Source organism: Kitasatospora sp. NPDC059577, assembly GCF_042735475.1.
GTDB lineage: Bacteria > Actinomycetota > Actinomycetes > Streptomycetales > Streptomycetaceae > Kitasatospora.
The window spans coordinates 12,933-30,192 of sequence record NZ_JBHWBZ010000086.1; the positions used below are offsets into that span (position 1 = coordinate 12,933).

Below are 17,260 nucleotides of genomic sequence, written 5' to 3' on the forward strand. Positions count from 1 at the left end.
TCTTGTTGGAGTGTGTTGTACAGATGGTCCGTGCACCGGACCCGTCTGTCCGTGCGCTCAGCTTGGGGGGGGGTGGGGGGGGGCGGCGGCCCCGCCCCCCCCCCCCCCCCCCCCGTTCGGTGTCCGCCCTGTCAACTACCCGCCGGTAGTAGCACGGTGTGGTTGTCGGATCATCCCGCCTGTGGAACAACTGAGTTGACGTCGACTCAGGAGGACTCGGATGAGGGCGCTGACCCGCCTGGCACCACCACTGCTGCTCACCACCGCGCTGGTCTGGTCCACCGCACTGCCGGCCGGGGCCGCGGCCCCGCCACCCAAGGCCCCCGAGGCGGTGGGCCGGGGCGGAGCGGTGGCCACCGTCGACGCCGACGCCACCGCCGCCGGGATCGAGGTGCTGCGCAAGGGCGGCAACGCGGTGGACGCGGCGGTCGCCGCCGCGGCCGCCCTCGGGGTCACCGAGCCCTACTCCTCCGGCATCGGCGGCGGCGGGTACTTCGTCTACTACGACCACGCCACCGGCCGGGTGCACACCATCGACGGCCGCGAGACCGCCGGCCGCACCGCCGACGCCGGGCTGTTCCTGGAGGACGGCCGGCCGCTCCCCTTCGCCGACGCCGTCACCAGCGGCCTGTCCGTCGGCGTCCCCGGCACCCCGGCCACCTGGGACGCCGCACTGCGCCAGTGGGGCACCCGCTCGCTCGCCCAGGCCCTCGAACCCGCCGAACGGATCGCCGACCAGGGCTTCGTCGTCGACGAGACCTTCCGCGGCCAGACCGCCGACAACCAGGCCAGGTTCAAGGACTTCCCGGCCACCGCCAAGCTCTACCTGCCCGGCGGCAAGCCCCCCGAGGTCGGCAGCGTCCTGCGCAACCCGGACCTCGCCGCCACCTACCGGCTGCTCGCCAAGGACGGCGTGAAGGCCTTCTACCGGGGGCAGTTGGCCGAGGACGTGGTCAACACCCTGCAGCACCCGCCGGTCGACCCGGCCTCCGGCCGCACCGCCCGCCCCGGCAGGATCGACACCGCCGACCTCGCCGCCTACCGGGTCCGCGACCAGGCGCCCACCCACGTCACCCACGGCGCCTACGACGTCTACTCGATGGCGCCCTCCAGCTCCGGCGGCACCACCGTCGGCGAGGCGCTCGACATCCTGGAGGACGGCGGCGACGTCTCCGCCTACAGCGGCACGCAGTACTACCACCACTTCCTGGAGGCCTCCCGGATCTCCTTCGCCGACCGCAACCGCTGGGTCGGCGACCCGGCCTCCGTCGACGTCCCCACCCGGCAGCTCCTCTCCGAGCGCTACGCCGCCTCCCGGGCCTGCCTGATCAGCCCCGACCACGCGCTCACCAGCCCGCTCGCCCCCGGCGACCCCCGCCACCCGGCCGACTGCGCCGACACCGGCCAGGCCGTCGCCGAGCCCTACGAGGGCCCCAACACCACCCACCTGACGGTCGCCGACCGCTGGGGCAACGTCGTCTCCTACACGCTCACCATCGAGCAGACCGGCGGCAGCGGCATCACCGTCCCCGGCCGGGGCTTCCTGCTCAACAACGAACTGACCGACTTCGACTTCACCCCGCTCGCCCCCGGCGTCCCCGACCCCAACCTGCCGGGCCCGGGCAAGCGGCCGCGCTCCTCGATGTCGCCGACCGTCGTGCTGCGCGACGGCGAGCCCTTCCTCGCCACCGGCAGCCCCGGCGGCGCGACCATCATCACCACCACCCTGCAGGTGCTGCTCGGACGGCTGGACCGCGGCCTGAGCCTGGAGCAGGCCATCGCCGCGCCCCGCGCCAGCCAGCGCAACACCGCCGCGACCCAGGCCGAGCCCGCCTTCCTAGCGCTGCCCGAGCGGGCGGAGCTGGAGGCGCTGGGGCACGCCTTCACGGCCGTGGCCGAGATCGGGGCCGCCACGGGCGTGGAACGGCTGCCGGACGGCCGCTGGGTGGCCGCCGCCGAACCGGTGCGGCGCGGTGGCGGCTCGGCGGCGGTGGTCCGGCCCGCGCGCTGACCGGGCCCGCGGGCCGGCCGGTTCGGACGGGCGGGCCGTCCGAGCCGACCGGATCGTCAGTGGCGGGCGGTATGTTCGGGGTGGGCCTCCCTCGCGAGGGCGGCCCACCCCGTCCGTACCGAACCACCGGGAAGGCCGCCCGCCGTGACCGTCCGCATCGCCACCTGGAACATCAACTCCGTCACCGCGCGGCTGCCCAAGCTCCTGGAGTGGCTGGAGAGCGCCAAGCCCGACGTGCTCTGCCTCCAGGAGCTCAAGTGCGCGGCCGACGCCTTTCCGTACGACGAGGTCCGCGAGCTCGGCTACGAGACGGCCGCGCACGGCACCGGCCGGTGGAACGGCGTCGCCGTCGTCTCCCGGATCGGCCTGGAGGACGTCGTGCGGGACCTCCCCGGCCAGCCCGGGTACCTCGCCGACGGCGCCCTGCTGCCCGACGTCGAGCCGCGCGCCATCGCCGCCACCTGCGGTCCGGTCCGGGTCTGGTCGGTCTACGTGCCCAACGGCCGCGAGGTCGGCCACGCGCACTACCACTACAAGCTGGAGTGGCTGGAGGCGCTGCGCAAGGCCTCCGTCGAGGACGCCGCCGGCTCCCGCCCGTTCGCCGTCCTCGGGGACTTCAACATCGCCCCGGCCGACGAGGACGTCTTCGACGTCGCCGCGTTCGAGGGCCTCACCCACGTCACCCCGGCCGAGCGCGCCGCACTGGAGGCCCTCGGCGGGATCGGCCTGCAGGACGTGGTGCCGCGCCCGCTGAAGTACGACCGCCCCTACACCTACTGGGACTACCGCCAGCTGGCGTTCCCCAAGAACCGGGGCATGCGGATCGACCTCACCTACGCCAACAAGGCCTTCGCCGACGCCGTCACCGACAGCTACGTCGACCGCGAGGCCCGCAAGGGCAAGGGCACCTCGGACCATGCGCCGGTCGTGGTGGACCTCGACCTGTGAGCCGCTCCGGGGTCGCGCCCGCCGTGACCCCGGGTGACGGGCCGTAACCCGAACGGTCCTGAGCGCTGGCTGAGCGCGGGGCGCGTGCCTACCGTCGGTGAGTGACCGGGTGCAGTTGATCGACCACGTGGACATGGGTGTCCCCGGCTGCGTCCGAGAATCCCGGAGGTTCCGGCATGCGCCCCATGCGTACGGCCGCCGCCGCCCTGATCGGCGCGACGGCGCTGACCGGCCTGACGGCCCCCCTCGCCCACGCCAGGGACGGTGCGGCCTCGGTCAGCCCGTCCCAGGCCGCACCGGGCCAGACGGTGACGGTCACCGTCTCCTGCGAGAAGTCGGACAAGCCCGACGCCAAGACCATCACCGCCCGCTCCGCCGCCTTCGAGGGCGGCCCGGCGACCCTCACCCTCGGCGCCGACGGGAAGCACACCGGCTCCGCCCGGCTCGCCTCCCAGCACTCCGGGGACAGCAAGGTCGACGGCACCTGCCCGGACGGTGGCGCCTTCTCGACGACCGTGACGGTCAGCACCGTCGCCGCCGCCGGCCCCGAGACCAGCCTCGGCGACTGGGGCAAGGCGGCGGGGGAGTGGGCCGGCTCGCTCGGGCAGTCCGGTGCCGGCAGCCAGCAGGTCGCCCCGCACGGCGCCGTGCAGACCGGCCTCGGCGGCTCGGTCGCGTCGGACCCGGCGGAGCTGGCCGGCGGCCTCGCCCTGGTCGCGGGAGGTGTCGGCGGCTTCTGGCTGATCCGTCGGCGCGGTGCCTGACGGCCCCCGCCCCTCCGTGCCCCGCACTGCCGGCCCCGACGGGACCGGCGGTGCGGTGTTGTGACAGGCGTTGCGGAAGGCGTCCCGGTCGGTGCTCCGGCCGGTGTCCGTGCTGGTGTCCGGGCCGGTGTTCCGCCGGGCGGTTCCGGACCGGGACCGGCGCCCCGTCAGGCGGTCGCGGGCTCCGGGTGCGCGCGGTCGTCCTCGTGCGCGAGGATCCCGCTCGCCAGCAGGTACTGGGCCAGCACGTAGGTCGCCATGATCCAGAACTGATGCCCCGGCAGCTCCCGCCACTTGGCCAGCTTGGTGGCGATCAGCGTGTCGGAGAGCAGGAACAGCGCCCCGCCCAGCCCGGTCCGCCAGCCCAGCCCGGCCGAGGTCACGGCCGTCGAGGTGAGCAGCAGGCTGTAGCCGGCCACCGGGACCCGCAGGTCCCCGAGGTCCGGCCAGAGCTGACCCACCAGGGTCACCCAGGCCGTCGCGTACGCGGCCGCGACCAGCAGGGCCCGGCGGCGATCGGTGAGCGCGCCGCGCCGGACGAACATCGTCACGTAGCAGACGTGCGCGGCCGCGAAGGACCCCATGCCGGCGAGGAACGCGGGGTCGTTCTTCAGCTGGAGCAGCACGTCCCCGCCCGCGCTCAGCAGCAGCGCCGGCGCCAGCAGCTCCGGCGCCTCCCGCCCGGCGGTCCTGGCCGCGGTCACGCTGTGTCCGGCCAGCAGCGGCATCAGCGCCGGCTTGGTGGCGTTCTGCAGCACCGACGCGCCGGACAGGATCGCGCCGAGGTGCGTGGCCGAGGTGGCTGCGAAGCCGCCCAGCAGGCCGGTGGCCGAACGCAGGCGCGCGCCGAGGACGGCACGGGTGGTCGTACGAATGCTCATGCTGGCGCGGCCTCCGACGGTCGGGCGGTGGGGGATCCGGATCGACCCTAAGGGAGCCGGTGATACGACGGAAGGGCGGGTTACCGGTGCGTAACCCGGACGGGGCCGGGCGGATGACGGGACGGCCGGAAACCGGGCCGCGGGAGCGCGGGGAGCGGGGCGGCGGAGGAGCGGAGGGCGGGCGGCCGGTTCGAGGGCTCTTGCGGAGACTTCCTCAGGAGGGCGGTTGGTGCCACCGGGTGACCCGGGCACCGTCTACTCTGGACCCCGACATGGATCAGCAGGAGTACGCGGTCGGCGCCACCCGGGTGGCCGCCGGCAGGCCGGACGGGCGGGCGGGCGGGGCAGGCCGGGGAACCGCCGACGCCGTCCTCGCCGTACGCGCAGCCGTGCGGGCCGAAGCCGCGGACCCCACCGGCGCGGTACCGGGGACCACCCCCGCGGACGGCGACGACGCACGGAGCGCCGACGCCGTCCACGACGCCGTCCACGACGGCGGTGCCCTCTCGCCCGACCCCGGCCTGCTGCGGCTGGCGCACTGGTTCGCGGCCGCCACCCCCGGCACCGCCGACGACCTCTGCGCCGCCTCCTTCGGCCTCTACCCCGCCCGCCACCTCGGCGCGCCCGCCGAGCCCGCCGACCCCGACGTCAGCTGGTGGCACGGCCCCACCGCCCACGGCCTCGCGTCCGCCCGCACCCGCGAGGCCCGCGGCGAGAGCGGCCTGCGCCGAGCCCGGCGCGACTCCGCCGCACTGCCCGTCGTCCGGTCAGGCGCCAAGCCGGGCGGGCCCGGCAGGCACCGCAAGCCCGAGCGCAACCGGGCGACGCCGGAGGCGGCGGCCACCGTCCGCCCGCCGTCGGCCCCGGTCGCGCGGGATCGTTCCGGTGAGGGATCTCCCACAGTCGAGTCGTCCGCCACCGAGTCGTCCGCCGTCGAGCTGCCCGTGGCGGAGCTTCCCGCCGCCGAGCGCCGGATCGCCGCCCGGCTGCTGCTCGCCCACCCGCTGGTCACCGCCTCCGGCCCGCACGCCGACGGCTTCCCGCTGATCCGGCGTCACCGCGACTGGCTCGCCGAGCGCTTCGACACCCTGCTCGGCTACCGCCTGGAGGTCGGGCCCTGGCACGCCCGGCTCTGCAAGGCCGGCCTCGGCCCCGGCGCCGGCCGCCGCCTCGAACACCCCGCCACCGGCGCTCCGTTCACCCCCGGCGGCTACGCCCAACTCGCGCTCGCCCTGGCACTGTTGGTCGACGCACCCGAGCAACTGGAGTACCGGCGGCTGCTCGACGCGATGCGCGCCGCCGTGCCCGAGCCGGCCGCCGACCCGGCCGACCTCGACATGGCGCTGGCCACGCTGGCCGGGTGGCAGGTGCTCGGCGACCCGTCGGCCGACCCCGCCGACGACACCCGTGTCCTGACCGTGGACCGGGAACTCGCCCGTGCCGTCCCGGCCGGCCCGCCCGCCCTGGCCGACGACGCCGCCGACCTCATCCGCCGCGCCGCCGAGGCCGAACCCGCCACCGCCGTGCGCCGCCTCCTCGCCGAGACGCCCGCCGTCCTCGTCGCCGACCTCCCCGAGGACCGCCGCGCCTGGCTGCACGAGCACCGGCTCAGCGGCCCGGCCGCGCTCGCCGAGTTCCTCGGCCTGGAGGCCGAACTGCGGGCCGAGGGCGTCGCCCTGCTCGACCCGGCCGCCGAACTCACCGACCTCGCGCTGCCCGGTGCCGGCACCCTCGCCCAGGCCGCCCTGCTGCTGGTCGAGCGCCTGGTCGAGGAGGTCCGCCCGCTGCCCGGAGAGCCCGTCGACGGCGACGTCCCGATCGCGGACGCGCTGATAGACGGCGTCCTCGGTGACATCGCCGACGAGTACGGTCTCCCGGCGCGCTACCTCTCCGACCGCACCGCGCTGCGCCGGGACTCCCTGGACCTGCTCCACCGCCTCGGCCTGATCACCCCGACCCCCCAGCCCAAGCGCCCCCCGACCTGGCACCTCCGCCCCCCGGCGGCCCGCTTCGCCCCGGCCCCCGACCTCCAGCCCGCGCCGGGCAGCGGGCGCCACTCCCGCCCGGCCCCCCTCGTCCCGTCCCCGCCGGGGCCCCGCACCGGGCAGCGGGCGTAGCGCCCCCGCCCCCACCGGGGGCCGTGCGTCCGGGAGGTGCGTCGCGACGGGCCGGGTGGGAGCGAGCCGGGTCAGCGGGCGTGCCGGATGGCTTCGTCGACCTGGTCGCGGTCGTAGCCGCGGCGTACGACGTCGAAGCCGGGGCGGTCGGGGCGTCGCTGCGGCGGGAGAGCGAGGTACTCGTCGACCTGGTTGCGGTCGTAGCCCCGTCGGACCAGGTCGAATCCGGTTCGTGCCGGTCCGGCCGGGGGTGGTCCGGCGTCGGCGGCCGCAGGGACGGATCTGCGGGAGTGCCGGATGGCTTCGTCGACCTGCTCGCGGTCGTAGCCGCGGCGTACGACGTCGAAGCCGGGGCGGTCGGGGCGTCGCTGCGGCGGGAGAGCGAAGTGCTCGTCCACCTGGTTGCGGTCGTAACCCCGCCACGCCGTGCCGAACCCGGGCCGGGGCGGTCGCCCGTCCGTCGGTCCGCCGCTCCCCGAGTGCCCGCCCTCGACCATCTGTCCTCCCCCGAACGGAACGTTGCGGCCCAGCATGGCACGGCCCCGGCGGGCCGGGAACGCAGAAGCACCGCGCCCGGGCTGCGGGGCGGCGGTGCCGGTGGGTGGGTGCGGTTACTTGCTGGCAGTGGCGCTCGCGAGGGGGCCGTGTTCGACGGTCTCCACGGTGGCGCCGACGCCCAGGGTGCCGAGGGCGATGGAGGCGAGGACGGCGGTGCAGGCGAGGAGGCGGCGGTGCCGCCGGGGCATCGGGAAGCGCGGTTCCTGGTAGGGCGCCTGAGGGCTGGCGTTCATGACAGGGAGGTTTCCAGGGCGGCGTGAACGGTCGGTACGCGCGGGTGAAGTCCGGACGGGGGTTGGGCGTCGGTTGGCCGCGTACGCCCCACCCCCGGCGAGCGGGGCGTACGCCCTGGTCAGCGCTGTGGGCTCCGGTCGCCGACGGCGACCCGGACGGCGTCCCGCAGGCCGTGCCGGGGGTGGAGCCGGGAGGGGCCGGCGTCCGGGTCCGCGCGGAGTTCCTCGACCGGGTGGACGCGCAACAGCGTCACGGCGACGAACGGTCGGTTCCGCGGGTGGCGGGAGGGCTCGCCGGGGAGGTGTCGGGTGGGGCGCCGGTGACGCACGGGGCGCCGGGCGCGGCCCGATCGCCGCCGCCGTGGTCACGTAGCGCGTCGGAGCGCCTACGCTGAGACCACGGAGTGCGGTTCGGACACCGTACGAACGCCCTCCGCCGCCGGGGCGCTCGCCGTGCCCGCGTCGGCCGCGCCGGTGTTGCCCCGGGCCGGGTGGCCGCCGAGGAGGTGTCAGGCTCCATGTCCGGAAACGCCGCGTCCGGAAGCGTCGAGTCCGCCGCTGTCGTGCCTACCGCTGCCGCGTCCACCGCTGCCCTGTCCGACCGCGCCGGGCCCGCCGACGCCCCGTCCGGGATCGTCAAGCCGCTGCCCGCCGAGTGGTTCGTCCCGCACGGCACCAACGCCGAGATGCGCTGGGACGCCCTGCGCGAGGCCGACGGCTCGGCCGCCGTCGGCCGGCACGTGCCGGTGGAGCGGTTCTTCGTCCGCAACCACACCGGCACCCCATTGATCGACCCCGAGGCCTGGCGGCTGCGGCTGTTCGGCAGCGGCCTGCGCGGTGCCCCGACGACCGACCGGCCGGTGGAGTTCGACCTGGCGGGCCTGCGGGCGCTGCCGGAGACCCGGATCAGTGCCGTGATCGAGTGTGCCGGGAACGGCCGTGACTACTTCCGCCGCCAGCAGGGCGACCGCGTTCCGGGCACGCCGTGGACGCTCGGCGGGATCGGCTCGGCGGCCTGGTGCGGCGTCCGGCTGGCGGAGGTGCTGCGGGCGGCCGGGCTGACCGGGGAGGCGGTCGACGTGCTGCCGACGGGCCTCGACGCGGACTACGTGGTCGACGGCGTCAACCACGGCCCGGTGCGCCGCCCGCTGCCCGTCGCCAAGGCGCTGGACGACGCGCTGCTCGCCTACGAGATGAACGGCGAGCCGCTGACCCCGGATCACGGTGCGCCGCTGCGGCTGGTGGTGCCCGGCTGGGTGGGGATCGCCTCGATCAAGTGGGTCGGCACCATCGAGGTCGCCGACCATCCGCTCCACTCGCCGTGGAACACCGACTTCTACCGGATGTTCGGCCCCGGGTACCCGCCCGGCGGTGGCGAGCCGCTCACGACGCAGGTGGTCCGGAGCGCGTTCGAACTCGCCCCGGGCGCGGTGCTGGAGGCGGGCCGCGGCCACCGGTTGCACGGGCGCTCGTGGTCCGGCGAGGCGGCGGTGCGCCGGGTCGAGGTGAGCACCGACGGCGGCCGGACCTGGCGGCGCGCCGCGCTGCAGGGCGGTTCGCACGCCGACGACTGGGCGCGCTGGAGCATCGACTGGCGTCCCGAGCGGCCCGGCCGGTACGAGCTGCGCGCCCGCGCGACGGACCGCCGGGGCAACGGCCAGCCCGAGCGGGCGGTGTTCAACCGGGAGGGCTACCTGTTCGGCGCGGTGGTGGCCCACCCGGTGACGGTGGTCTGACGCGGCCCCGGGGCCGGCGGTCCGGACCCGCCTGAGGGTCGGCCGGCGGCCCGGATCCGCCCGGGTTCAGCCGGCGGGCTGGACCTCGTACGGGGCCGGGTACCGGGTCTCGTACGGGGTCAGCACCAGCCGCACCACGTCCTCCAGCCGCCGTCTGGCGTCCCCGAGGGTGGTGCGGCCGGTCACCCAGGCGGTCAGCTCGCCCTGCCAGGCGTGGGCGACGATGTGCCGCACCAGGTCGCTGGACGCGGCCGGCACCTCGGCCGTCACCGCCTGCAGGGCGGTGCTGTCGGCCCGGGCCATGCCCTGGAGCGCCTCGCTGGCGAACGGGTCGGTGGAGGCGGCCACGGACACCCGTAGCCGGGCGAGTTCCGGCTGCCGCTGGTAGGCCCGCATCCCGCCCCGGACGAACCGGACCGCCCGGTCGGTGTCGCCCAGCCCGGCCCGGGGCCCGCGCAGCTCGGCCACCAGGTCGGTCAGCAGCAGGCGGTGCCACTCGGCGATCGCCGCCGCCAGGAGGTGGTCCTTGGAGGAGAAGTAGCGGTACGCCGTCCCCAGGGCGACTCCGGACCGCTCGCAGACCTGCTTCATCTGCAGCCGCTCGACGCCGATCTCGTTCACCAGGGCGAGCGCGGCCGCGATCAGGCTTTCGCGGCGTTCGAGCTGACGCGGAGACATCGCCTCCACCGGCCGTGGTGACAGGTCAACCTTGGTCACCCGCACCATGATACGGGCCGGGGCCGCTCAGGAGTATGACGCCGACCGGCCCCCTTGCGTTCGCCCGTGGGTCACCGGGGTGCGGAAGGGCTACCCCTGCCGTCGGATCAGCGCCTCCTGGACGGCCGAGGCGACCAGGCGGCCGTCCCGGTCGTAGAACTCGCCGAGTGCCAGGCCCCGCCCGTCGGAGGAGGACGGGCTGCGCTGGGCGAACAGCAGCCACTCGTCGGCCCGGAACGGGCGGTGGAACCACATCGCGTGGTCCAGCGAGGCCATCAGCAGGGTGGGCGGCTCGGTGCGCTGGAAGAAGTTCGGCTGCTCGTCCAGCCCGGCGGTGGAGGCCAGGGTGAGGTCGGACAGGTAGGCGAGCGCGGCGGCGTGCAGCAGCGGGTCGCCGTCCGGCAGCGGGGAGGCGGTGCGCATCCAGACGAACTGCTGGAGCAGGCCGGGGACGGCCGGCGGGAGGCCGGGGGAGTGCGGCGGCACGAAGCGCACGTCGAGGTCGCGGAAGCCGCCGCTGGCGGCGACCATCCTGCGGACCTCCTCCGGTGCGTCGGCGACGGAGTCCGGCAGGGACTCCGGGGCGGGCAGCGGCGGCACCTCGCGGTGGCGGTCGGGGCCGGGCTCGGGGTGCTTGAGGGAGACGGAGAGCGAGAAGATCTCGTTCCGCTTCTGCATCGCCGTCACCCGGCGGGTGGTGTACGAGACGCCCTCGCGCACCCGCTCGACCACGTAGTCGATGGGCCGGGCCGGGGAGCCCGGCAGCAGGAAGTAGCCGTGCAGCGAGTGCACCGGGCGCCGGTCCTCGCAGGTGCGCCCGGCGGCGACGAGCGCCTGCGCGGCGACGTGGCCGCCGAAGGCGCGCATCGGGGCGCCGGCGTGGCAGTAGCCCCGAAACGTGTTCTCGTCCAGCTGCTCCAGCTGCAGCAGCTCGGCGAACGGTGAGGCGGGGCGGGCGTCCCGGGCGGCCAGGACGGGTGGTTCGGTCAGGTCGGTCACGAGGTCATAGTGGCAGAAGCCAACCGTGTCGCGGTGTGACGTGGGTAACGCTTCCGGGGGTGGGCCGCTTCGTAGAACACGTTTCAGTCCCGCGATGTCCCCGAGGAGCCCCGAGGAGCCCCGAGGAGCCCCGGGGGCCCCGGGGGAGCGTCCCGGGGAGTTCCGACCCGGCGGCCGCACGGCGACGGGCGCGCTCGGACGGCTGCGCCTCGTCGTCCGCAGGCCGTCAGCTGAACTCCGTCACCTCCTCGCGGACCTCGGCCGGCTCCCGAGCCGCCCCGGCCGCGGGCTCCCGCGTCCCGGCCGGCGGCTCGACGCCGGCGCGGGCGACGGCGCGCCACCAGAGGCGCAGGGCGGGCGGGTCGGCGGGCTCGAAGGGCTTGCCGGGCCTGGGCACCGCGAGGCGGGCGCCGAGCGTCCGGGCGGCGGTGACCACCCGTTCGGCGGGTTCGTCCCAGGGGTGCAGCGCGAGGTTGAAGGTGCACCAGTGGATCGGCAGCAGCAGCGCACCGCCCAGGTCCAGGTGCGCCCGGACGCCCTCCTCGGGCGTCATGTGCACCTCGGGCCAGAAGTCGCTGTACGCGCCGACCTGCATCATCGTCGCGTCGAACGGGCCGAGTCGGCGGCCGATCTCGGCGAAGCCGGGGAAGTAGCCGGTGTCCCCGCTGTGGAAGATCCGGTGCCCGCCGCCGGACACCACCCAGGAGGCCCACAGGAACAGCGAGCTGGTGCGCGGGCCGCGGCTGCAGTAGTGGCGGGCGGGCGTGGCGGTCAGGGTCAGCCCGGCGACCTCGGCCGACTCCCACCAGTCCAGCTCGACGATCCGTCCGGCCGGCACGCCCCAGTGCTCCAGGTGGGCCCCGACCCCGAGCGGGACGGCGAACACCGCCTCCGTCCCGATCAGCGCCCGGACGGTGGCCATGTCCAGGTGGTCGTAGTGGTCGTGGGAGACCACGACGACGTCCACCGGGCCGAGTTCGGACAGCGGCAGCGGTACCGGGTGCAGCCGCTTGGGGCCGGTCCAGGCGAACGGGGAGCAGCGCTCGCCCCAGACCGGGTCGATCAGTACGCGCCGCCCGCCGATCTCGGCGAGCGCGGTGGCGTGGCCCAGCCAGGTCAACCGCAGCCCGGACGCGGGCGGTGCGGCCAGGTCGTCCGGGAGCAAACGGTGCACCGGGACGGCGGCGGCCGGGAACCGGCGGGTCTTGTCCCCGGTCAGCTGGGCGCGGGTGATCTCCAGCGGGCTGCGCTCGTACACCAGCCGGCGGGTCGGCACCGGGTTGCGGAAGGCGCCGTCGGCGAACTGCGGGGAGCGGCGGATCCGCGCCAGCCGCTCGCCCCGGGGGTCGGCGCCGAAGGCGTCGGTCCGGACCCGGTGCCAGGCGGCCCGGGGCAGCCCGGCCAGGCCGGGGACGGCACGGTCGGCGGCGGGGCCGGCGGACGGCGGGGCGAGCTGCGAGGCCAGACCGGCGAGGCGGGAGAACCACGGGGCGGGGCGGGGCACGGCTCCTCCAAGGACGGTCACGGCTACCGGGCATGCCCGGGGCGCGCACCGCGGCGACGTCCGAGGTCACTGCGCGCGGCCGGGGTCACTGCGATGCGACAACCATCTCGTCGGAGGTTACTCGCCGTGGGCCGTCCGGACCTGGTGGAGGGCCCGGCACGGTCCAATCGGCGTACCCGGGCCCTTCCCGGTCAGGCGTAGAAGCGGGTGATCGTCTCCGCGACGCAGTGCGGCTTGGCGCTCTGCCCGCTCGTGATGGTGAAGCGCACCACCGCCTGGACGCCGCCGGGCACCTCGGTGGCCGAGACCAGCTCGGCGGTGGCCCGGATCGCCGTGCCGACCGGCACCGGAGCCGGGAAGCGGACCTTCTCCGAGCCGTAGTTCAGCGCCATCCGCACGCCCTCGACGGCGTAGCACTCCTTCGCGAGCACCGGGATCATCGACTGGGTCAGGTAGCCGTGCGCGATGGTCGAGCCGAACTGGCTCTCCTTGGCCCGCTCCGGGTCGACGTGGATCCACTGGTGGTCGCCGGTCGCCTCGGCGAACAGGTCGATCTGCCGCTGCTCGATGGTGTGCCACTCGCTGGTGCCCAGTTCGGTGCCGACGGCGGCGGTCAGCTCGGCGAGGGAGGCGAAGGTCGTCACGGGTGCGCTCCTGGTGGGGGGACGGGCCCGGGGAGGGGCCAGGACGCCGGAAGCGTATGCCTACCCATCGGTATCTGTCAGGAGCCCGGGGCGGACGCCGGAGCCCGGGGCGGACGCCGGGGCCCGGCGAGGGCGGGACTCACGGCCGCAGCGCGACGCGTCCCGCGGCGCCCACCCCGGTCGGGAACAGCCGCCGGCCGCTGACCAGCTCCGGCACCAGGGCGACGAACAGCGGCTCCGGGTCGCCCACCCACGGCCGCAGGCCGGAGCGCAGCACCCGCCGCACCTGCTCGGAGTCGCGCACCACGTCGGCCCGTCCGTGCACCAGCACGCTCCACCCGGTGCGGGTGACCGGGTCCAGCAGGTCGGCCTGGAAGGCCACCACCGTGCCGTCGAGCCCGCGCGCGGTGGCACTTCCCCGGCGCACGGCGAGCACCAACCGCCCGTCCAGGACCTCGAAGGAGACCGGCAGCACGGCCGGCAGTGCGTGCTCGGTGTACACGACGCGCCCGACGGGCACGGTGCTGAGCAGTCGCAGGCACTCGGCCTCGCTCAGGGTCTCCACACGGTCCTCAGGCTCCATGCGTCCGATCGTCCTCGGTCGGCGCACGCGTCGATAGGGCCCATGGTCCCTGAGCGGACGGGTCGGGAGCCCCGTCGGCGGCCGCCCGGGGCGATAGCCTGCCCGGCGGCGGAACGGTGACGCGAACCCGGACGGTGCGGCCGGCGGTGACGCGGACGGCGGCCCGCCCGCGAAGCGCGCGGCGGGCGGACCACAGTGGCGGGCGGCGGTCCCGGGTGCGCCGGGGCCGGCCAGGAGGGGGGACAGATGGCGGGCGGGGTCGATCTGGTGGTGATCGGGGCGGACGGCGGGCCCGACCGGGCCTTCGGCGGTGCGGCGCTCGCACCGGAGGGCGCCGGACTGCTGGCCGGGGTGCTGCCCGGGATGTTCTTCGACACCGGCGTGGCCGGCTGCCGGGTCGTCACGGCGCCGCCGGACGCGGACGCCAACGCGATGCTCACCGCCGTCCGGGACGCCGCCCAGCACCCCGGACGCTGGCTGGTGGTCTGTCTGGTCGGCCAGCTGGTGGCCGACCCGCGCGGGCGCCGGCTCGCCCTGGTCACCGGCGGCAGCACCCCCGACAACGCCTACCGCCGGGGCCTGGCCTGGGACTGGGTGGTCAGCGCGATGGTGCACGGCGACCAGGAGGAGGCGCTGCTGCTGGTCGACGCGGTGGCCGACCGGGACACCTGGGCGGCGACGGAACGCGGCGGCGAGGACAGCGCGGGCGAACTGCTGAGTTATTCGCGCGTCCCGCTGTGGGGCCGGATCGGGCGCTACGCCCCGGGCAGACGCGGCCGGGACGCCGTACTGCCGGGCGGTGCGGGCTCGTTCAGCCGGGCCCTGACCACCGTCCTGCGGGAGGGCGTCCCGGGTGTCCCCGCGGCCGTCGCACCGCTGGACCTCCAGCCCGCCGTGGCGGCGCTGACGGACGGGGCGGAGTCGGCCGGTAGTTCGGGTGCGCCGGGCGCGCGCCTGCTCGTTCCGCCGCACGGCGGGCGCCTGTTGATGCGCAATCGGGCCGCGGTTCGGGGCGCATTGGCCGGATTGTCGCTTTCCGAAGAACTGTTGGCTGTTCTGTGGCGGGAAAGTGCCCCGACGGAACCGCCTTCCGCGTAAGGTCAGGGGGCCTGAGGTGTTGCCGTGATGGGGTGGGTTGGCGAAGAATCGATCCCCAGCGGAAAGACCGGCGGGACAGCGGAATTCTTCTGGCGGCCGTGGATCACGGATCGGGTCGGTCGCGATCGAGGTGGGCGATGCGGCAGCGCGGAAATGTGTTGCGCCCTGGGGCGGTTGGGGTCGGTGGGGCGGTTCTGGTGTTGCTGCTCGGGGCTTGTGCGAGCGGTGGTTCCGGCGGTTCCGTCGATCACCTCGGGACGACGGCGCCCACCGTTGCGGGAGCGGCTCCGGTAACTCCTTCGGGTGGTTCGTCAAACGCCTCCATCGCGCCGACCGACGGCCCGGAAGGAGCGATGGGCCGGCTCGCCCTGAAGGCTTATCAGGACTGGTGGCAGGCGCAGACCGAGGCTTTCGCCCGTACGGATTCGGACGGATTCACGCTGGAGTCGTACTCCTCCGGGCGCGCACTGTCGGACACCCTCGTCGGCCTCCGCCAACTGCACGACGCGAAACTGGTGATGATCGGAACACCGCGCAATTCCGCGGTGGTCAAGGCCATTGATCTCCAGGCCGATCCGCAGACCGCCGTGATCGAGGACTGCGTCGACGTGTCCGACTGGCACCGCGTCGACGCCGTCACGCGGGCCGCGAAGGACCCGGCCCAGCGGTTGAACCGCTACCCGGCGACGGCGTCCCTGCGCTGGTTCCAAGCACGTTGGCTGATCTACGACTTCAAGCGGGAGGTGGACCGGACATGCTGAACGAGCGGAACAGACGTCATCGGGCCCGGCGATTCGCGATCCTCGCACCGTTGTCCGCCGGGTTACTGCTGTCCTCGGGACTGACGGCGTCGGCGGACGAACCACCGATCGGGGGCGCCGAGCAGTGCGCCCCCGACAAGATCTGTTCGGACGTCCACACCGGCGGCAGCACCCCCAAGCCCGGGTCCACCCAGTCCGGCGGCGGCACCAATTCCTCCGACGGCCCGCTGGTGTGCAGCTACCACGGGGTGGAGTGGGCCTGCCACGACCCGGAACGCGGCTGGTTCAACAGCGACGTGGGCTGCTACTTCAAGGTGCAGGACCCGCAGCCGCCCGAGGGGGCACCCGAGTGGGACGGGCACAAGTCCAGCGAAGGCACGATCTACACCAAGATCTGCCCGCAGACCGGCGGCGGCACGGACGGCGTCCAGAGCGTGTTCGAGTCCCAGGCGCCGGCCGGACCGCCGGTGCTGAACCTGGCGGCCATCGGCCTCAGCCTCGCCCACGAGATGAAGTTCCCGAAGCCCGCCGCGGGCGTCGCGCCCAAGGTCACGGCCGTGGTCAAGGCGCCGGTCTGGCTCTGGCTGGACGGCGTCAAGGCGCCCGAGCCGAAGACGCTCGCGGTGCCCGGCGCCTCGGTCACCGTCACGCCCGTGCTGAAGAACGTGACCTGGACCTTCGACAAGGGCGTCGGCGTGACCTGCGACAAGCCCGGGACGCCGTACGACCCGAAGTACGGCGCCGCCAAGTCCCCGGACTGCGGGTACGAGTTCGCCGTCGGCTCGGGCACCAGGAAGGACGGGGTCTTCGCCGGCACCGTGACGGCGAACTGGCAGGGCCACGTCGTCGTGACCGGGCCGAACGCCAAGACCTTCGACGTCGACATCCCGCAGTCCGCGGACTTCACGCTCAAGGTCGCCGAGATGCAGGTCCTCAACTGACCCCGCCACGACGGCGATTCGACCACTGACGATCCAGAGACGAACGAGGGAAGGGCGGAACCCGGTGGAGAACCGTACATTCGCGACGCCGGGATCCGGCACACCCGCGGGCGCCGGGGCGTCCGTGGCGCTCCCGGAGCAGCAGGAGCAGGGCGGCGGCCCGGGCAAGGGCCGGGGGCGCGCGGTCCCGCACGCCCCCGGGCGGACCATGCGGGCGAGGCGACGGCGCCCGGCGGTGCTGGCGATGGCGGTCGCCCTGATCGCGGCCGGCGGGCTGGGCGGGGCCGTCCTCTACAACAGCACCGGCCAGCGGGTCGCCGTGCTGGCCCTCGCCCGGGACGTGCCGTGGGGTCAGGTGATCACCGAGGACGACCTGGTGGTGGCCCGGATCGCGGGCGACCCGGCGCTGCACCCGGTGTCGGCCCAGGACCGGACGAAGGCGATCGGCATGCGGGCCGCCACCGACCTCAAGCGCGGCGCCATGCTCACCAGTGGCGACCTGGCCCAGGGCCTCACCGTGCAGCCCGGCCAGATCGTGGTCGGGGTGTCCGCCAAGCGCAGCCAGCTCCCCGCCAGCCGGCTCCAGCCCGGGGTGCAGCTGGTGGTGGTCTCCACGCCCGACAACGGGCGGGCCGACTCGCTGCCCGCGACGGTGATCACCGTCGGCCGGGTCGACACCGACGGCAGCCAGGTGATCGACGTCGCGGTCGGCACGGCGGACGGGCCCCGGCTGGCGCAGTGGGTGGCGAGCGGACGGATCCAGGT

Annotated in this window: 18 protein-coding genes; 9 read left to right on the forward strand and 9 right to left on the reverse strand. The window is 75.2% G+C overall.

The genetic code is table 11. The annotated features are described in order from the left end of the window. Window positions 1–220: 220 nt before the first annotated feature. The 3 genes from ggt to ACFV0O_RS38495 all read left to right on the forward strand — a co-directional run bounded on the left by ggt (window position 221) and on the right by ACFV0O_RS38495 (window position 3,723). Window positions 221–2,011, forward strand: coding sequence for a gamma-glutamyltransferase (ggt, locus tag ACFV0O_RS38485; RefSeq protein WP_380349009.1), 1,791 nt, complete (start codon window positions 221–223; stop codon window positions 2,009–2,011). 144 nt (window positions 2,012–2,155) lie between these two features. Then, window positions 2,156–2,959, forward strand: coding sequence for an exodeoxyribonuclease III (locus ACFV0O_RS38490; RefSeq protein WP_360250130.1), 804 nt, complete (start codon window positions 2,156–2,158; stop codon window positions 2,957–2,959). A 176-nt stretch (window positions 2,960–3,135) separates the two neighbouring features. Next, a complete protein-coding gene (locus ACFV0O_RS38495; RefSeq protein WP_360250127.1) occupies window positions 3,136–3,723 on the forward strand; it encodes a hypothetical protein in 588 nt (195 codons plus the stop codon). Window positions 3,724–3,890: 167 nt separating this feature from the next. Here the strand turns inward: ACFV0O_RS38495 and ACFV0O_RS38500 are convergent, their stop codons facing one another. Next, window positions 3,891–4,604 (reverse strand): lysoplasmalogenase, encoded by a 714-nt coding sequence (locus ACFV0O_RS38500; RefSeq protein WP_380349011.1) that lies wholly within the window; start codon window positions 4,602–4,604, stop codon window positions 3,891–3,893. A 272-nt stretch (window positions 4,605–4,876) separates the two neighbouring features. Between ACFV0O_RS38500 and ACFV0O_RS38505 the strand changes: the two genes are divergently transcribed. Beyond that, entirely contained in the window at window positions 4,877–6,721 is a 1,845-nt protein-coding gene (locus ACFV0O_RS38505) for a DUF2398 family protein (protein ID WP_380349013.1), read from the forward strand. A 71-nt stretch (window positions 6,722–6,792) separates the two neighbouring features. Here the strand turns inward: ACFV0O_RS38505 and ACFV0O_RS38510 are convergent, their stop codons facing one another. The 3 genes from ACFV0O_RS38510 to ACFV0O_RS38520 form a co-directional block, all read right to left on the reverse strand. Beyond that, window positions 6,793–7,119, reverse strand: coding sequence for a hypothetical protein (locus ACFV0O_RS38510; RefSeq protein WP_380349014.1), 327 nt, complete (start codon window positions 7,117–7,119; stop codon window positions 6,793–6,795). Between the two features lie 213 nt (window positions 7,120–7,332). Beyond that, on the reverse strand, window positions 7,333–7,512 hold the full coding sequence (locus ACFV0O_RS38515; RefSeq protein ID WP_360250115.1) for a hypothetical protein: 180 nt from the start codon (window positions 7,510–7,512) through the stop codon (window positions 7,333–7,335). 119 nt (window positions 7,513–7,631) lie between these two features. Further along, on the reverse strand, window positions 7,632–7,766 hold the full coding sequence (locus ACFV0O_RS38520; protein WP_380349016.1) for a hypothetical protein: 135 nt from the start codon (window positions 7,764–7,766) through the stop codon (window positions 7,632–7,634). Window positions 7,767–8,030: 264 nt separating this feature from the next. On the opposite strand from ACFV0O_RS38520, the gene ACFV0O_RS38525 reads away from it, so the two are divergent. Then, window positions 8,031–9,248 carry a sulfite oxidase gene (locus ACFV0O_RS38525; RefSeq protein WP_380349018.1) on the forward strand — a complete coding sequence of 406 codons (1,218 nt, stop codon included), beginning with the start codon at window positions 8,031–8,033 and terminating at the stop codon, window positions 9,246–9,248. A 66-nt stretch (window positions 9,249–9,314) separates the two neighbouring features. On the opposite strand, the gene ACFV0O_RS38530 is transcribed toward ACFV0O_RS38525, so the two are convergent. The 5 genes from ACFV0O_RS38530 to ACFV0O_RS38550 all read right to left on the reverse strand — a co-directional run bounded on the left by ACFV0O_RS38530 (window position 9,315) and on the right by ACFV0O_RS38550 (window position 13,695). Continuing rightward, window positions 9,315–9,965, reverse strand: coding sequence for a TetR/AcrR family transcriptional regulator (locus ACFV0O_RS38530; RefSeq protein ID WP_380349019.1), 651 nt, complete (start codon window positions 9,963–9,965; stop codon window positions 9,315–9,317). 90 nt (window positions 9,966–10,055) lie between these two features. Further along, a complete protein-coding gene (locus ACFV0O_RS38535; protein ID WP_380349021.1) occupies window positions 10,056–10,964 on the reverse strand; it encodes an acyl-CoA thioesterase in 909 nt (302 codons plus the stop codon). Window positions 10,965–11,190: 226 nt separating this feature from the next. Beyond that, a complete protein-coding gene (locus ACFV0O_RS38540) occupies window positions 11,191–12,369 on the reverse strand; it encodes an MBL fold metallo-hydrolase (RefSeq protein WP_380349031.1) in 1,179 nt (392 codons plus the stop codon). 290 nt (window positions 12,370–12,659) lie between these two features. Continuing rightward, window positions 12,660–13,112 (reverse strand): MaoC family dehydratase, encoded by a 453-nt coding sequence (locus ACFV0O_RS38545; protein WP_360250103.1) that lies wholly within the window; start codon window positions 13,110–13,112, stop codon window positions 12,660–12,662. A gap of 139 nt (window positions 13,113–13,251) precedes the next feature. Continuing rightward, window positions 13,252–13,695 (reverse strand): pyridoxamine 5'-phosphate oxidase family protein, encoded by a 444-nt coding sequence (locus ACFV0O_RS38550; RefSeq protein WP_380349022.1) that lies wholly within the window; start codon window positions 13,693–13,695, stop codon window positions 13,252–13,254. A 246-nt stretch (window positions 13,696–13,941) separates the two neighbouring features. On the opposite strand from ACFV0O_RS38550, the gene ACFV0O_RS38555 reads away from it, so the two are divergent. From ACFV0O_RS38555 to ACFV0O_RS38570, 4 genes are all read left to right on the forward strand, one after another. Next, window positions 13,942–14,793 (forward strand): hypothetical protein, encoded by an 852-nt coding sequence (locus ACFV0O_RS38555; protein WP_380349024.1) that lies wholly within the window; start codon window positions 13,942–13,944, stop codon window positions 14,791–14,793. A gap of 353 nt (window positions 14,794–15,146) precedes the next feature. Beyond that, complete coding sequence (locus ACFV0O_RS38560; protein WP_380349026.1) at window positions 15,147–15,554, forward strand: hypothetical protein; 408 nt, start codon at window positions 15,147–15,149, stop codon at window positions 15,552–15,554. Window positions 15,555–15,604: 50 nt separating this feature from the next. After that, window positions 15,605–16,495, forward strand: a complete 891-nt coding sequence (locus ACFV0O_RS38565; RefSeq protein ID WP_380349028.1) for a hypothetical protein — start codon at window positions 15,605–15,607, stop codon at window positions 16,493–16,495. A gap of 64 nt (window positions 16,496–16,559) precedes the next feature. Next, window positions 16,560–17,260: SAF domain-containing protein (locus ACFV0O_RS38570; protein WP_380349029.1), on the forward strand; the 701-nt coding region annotated here is incomplete at its 3' end.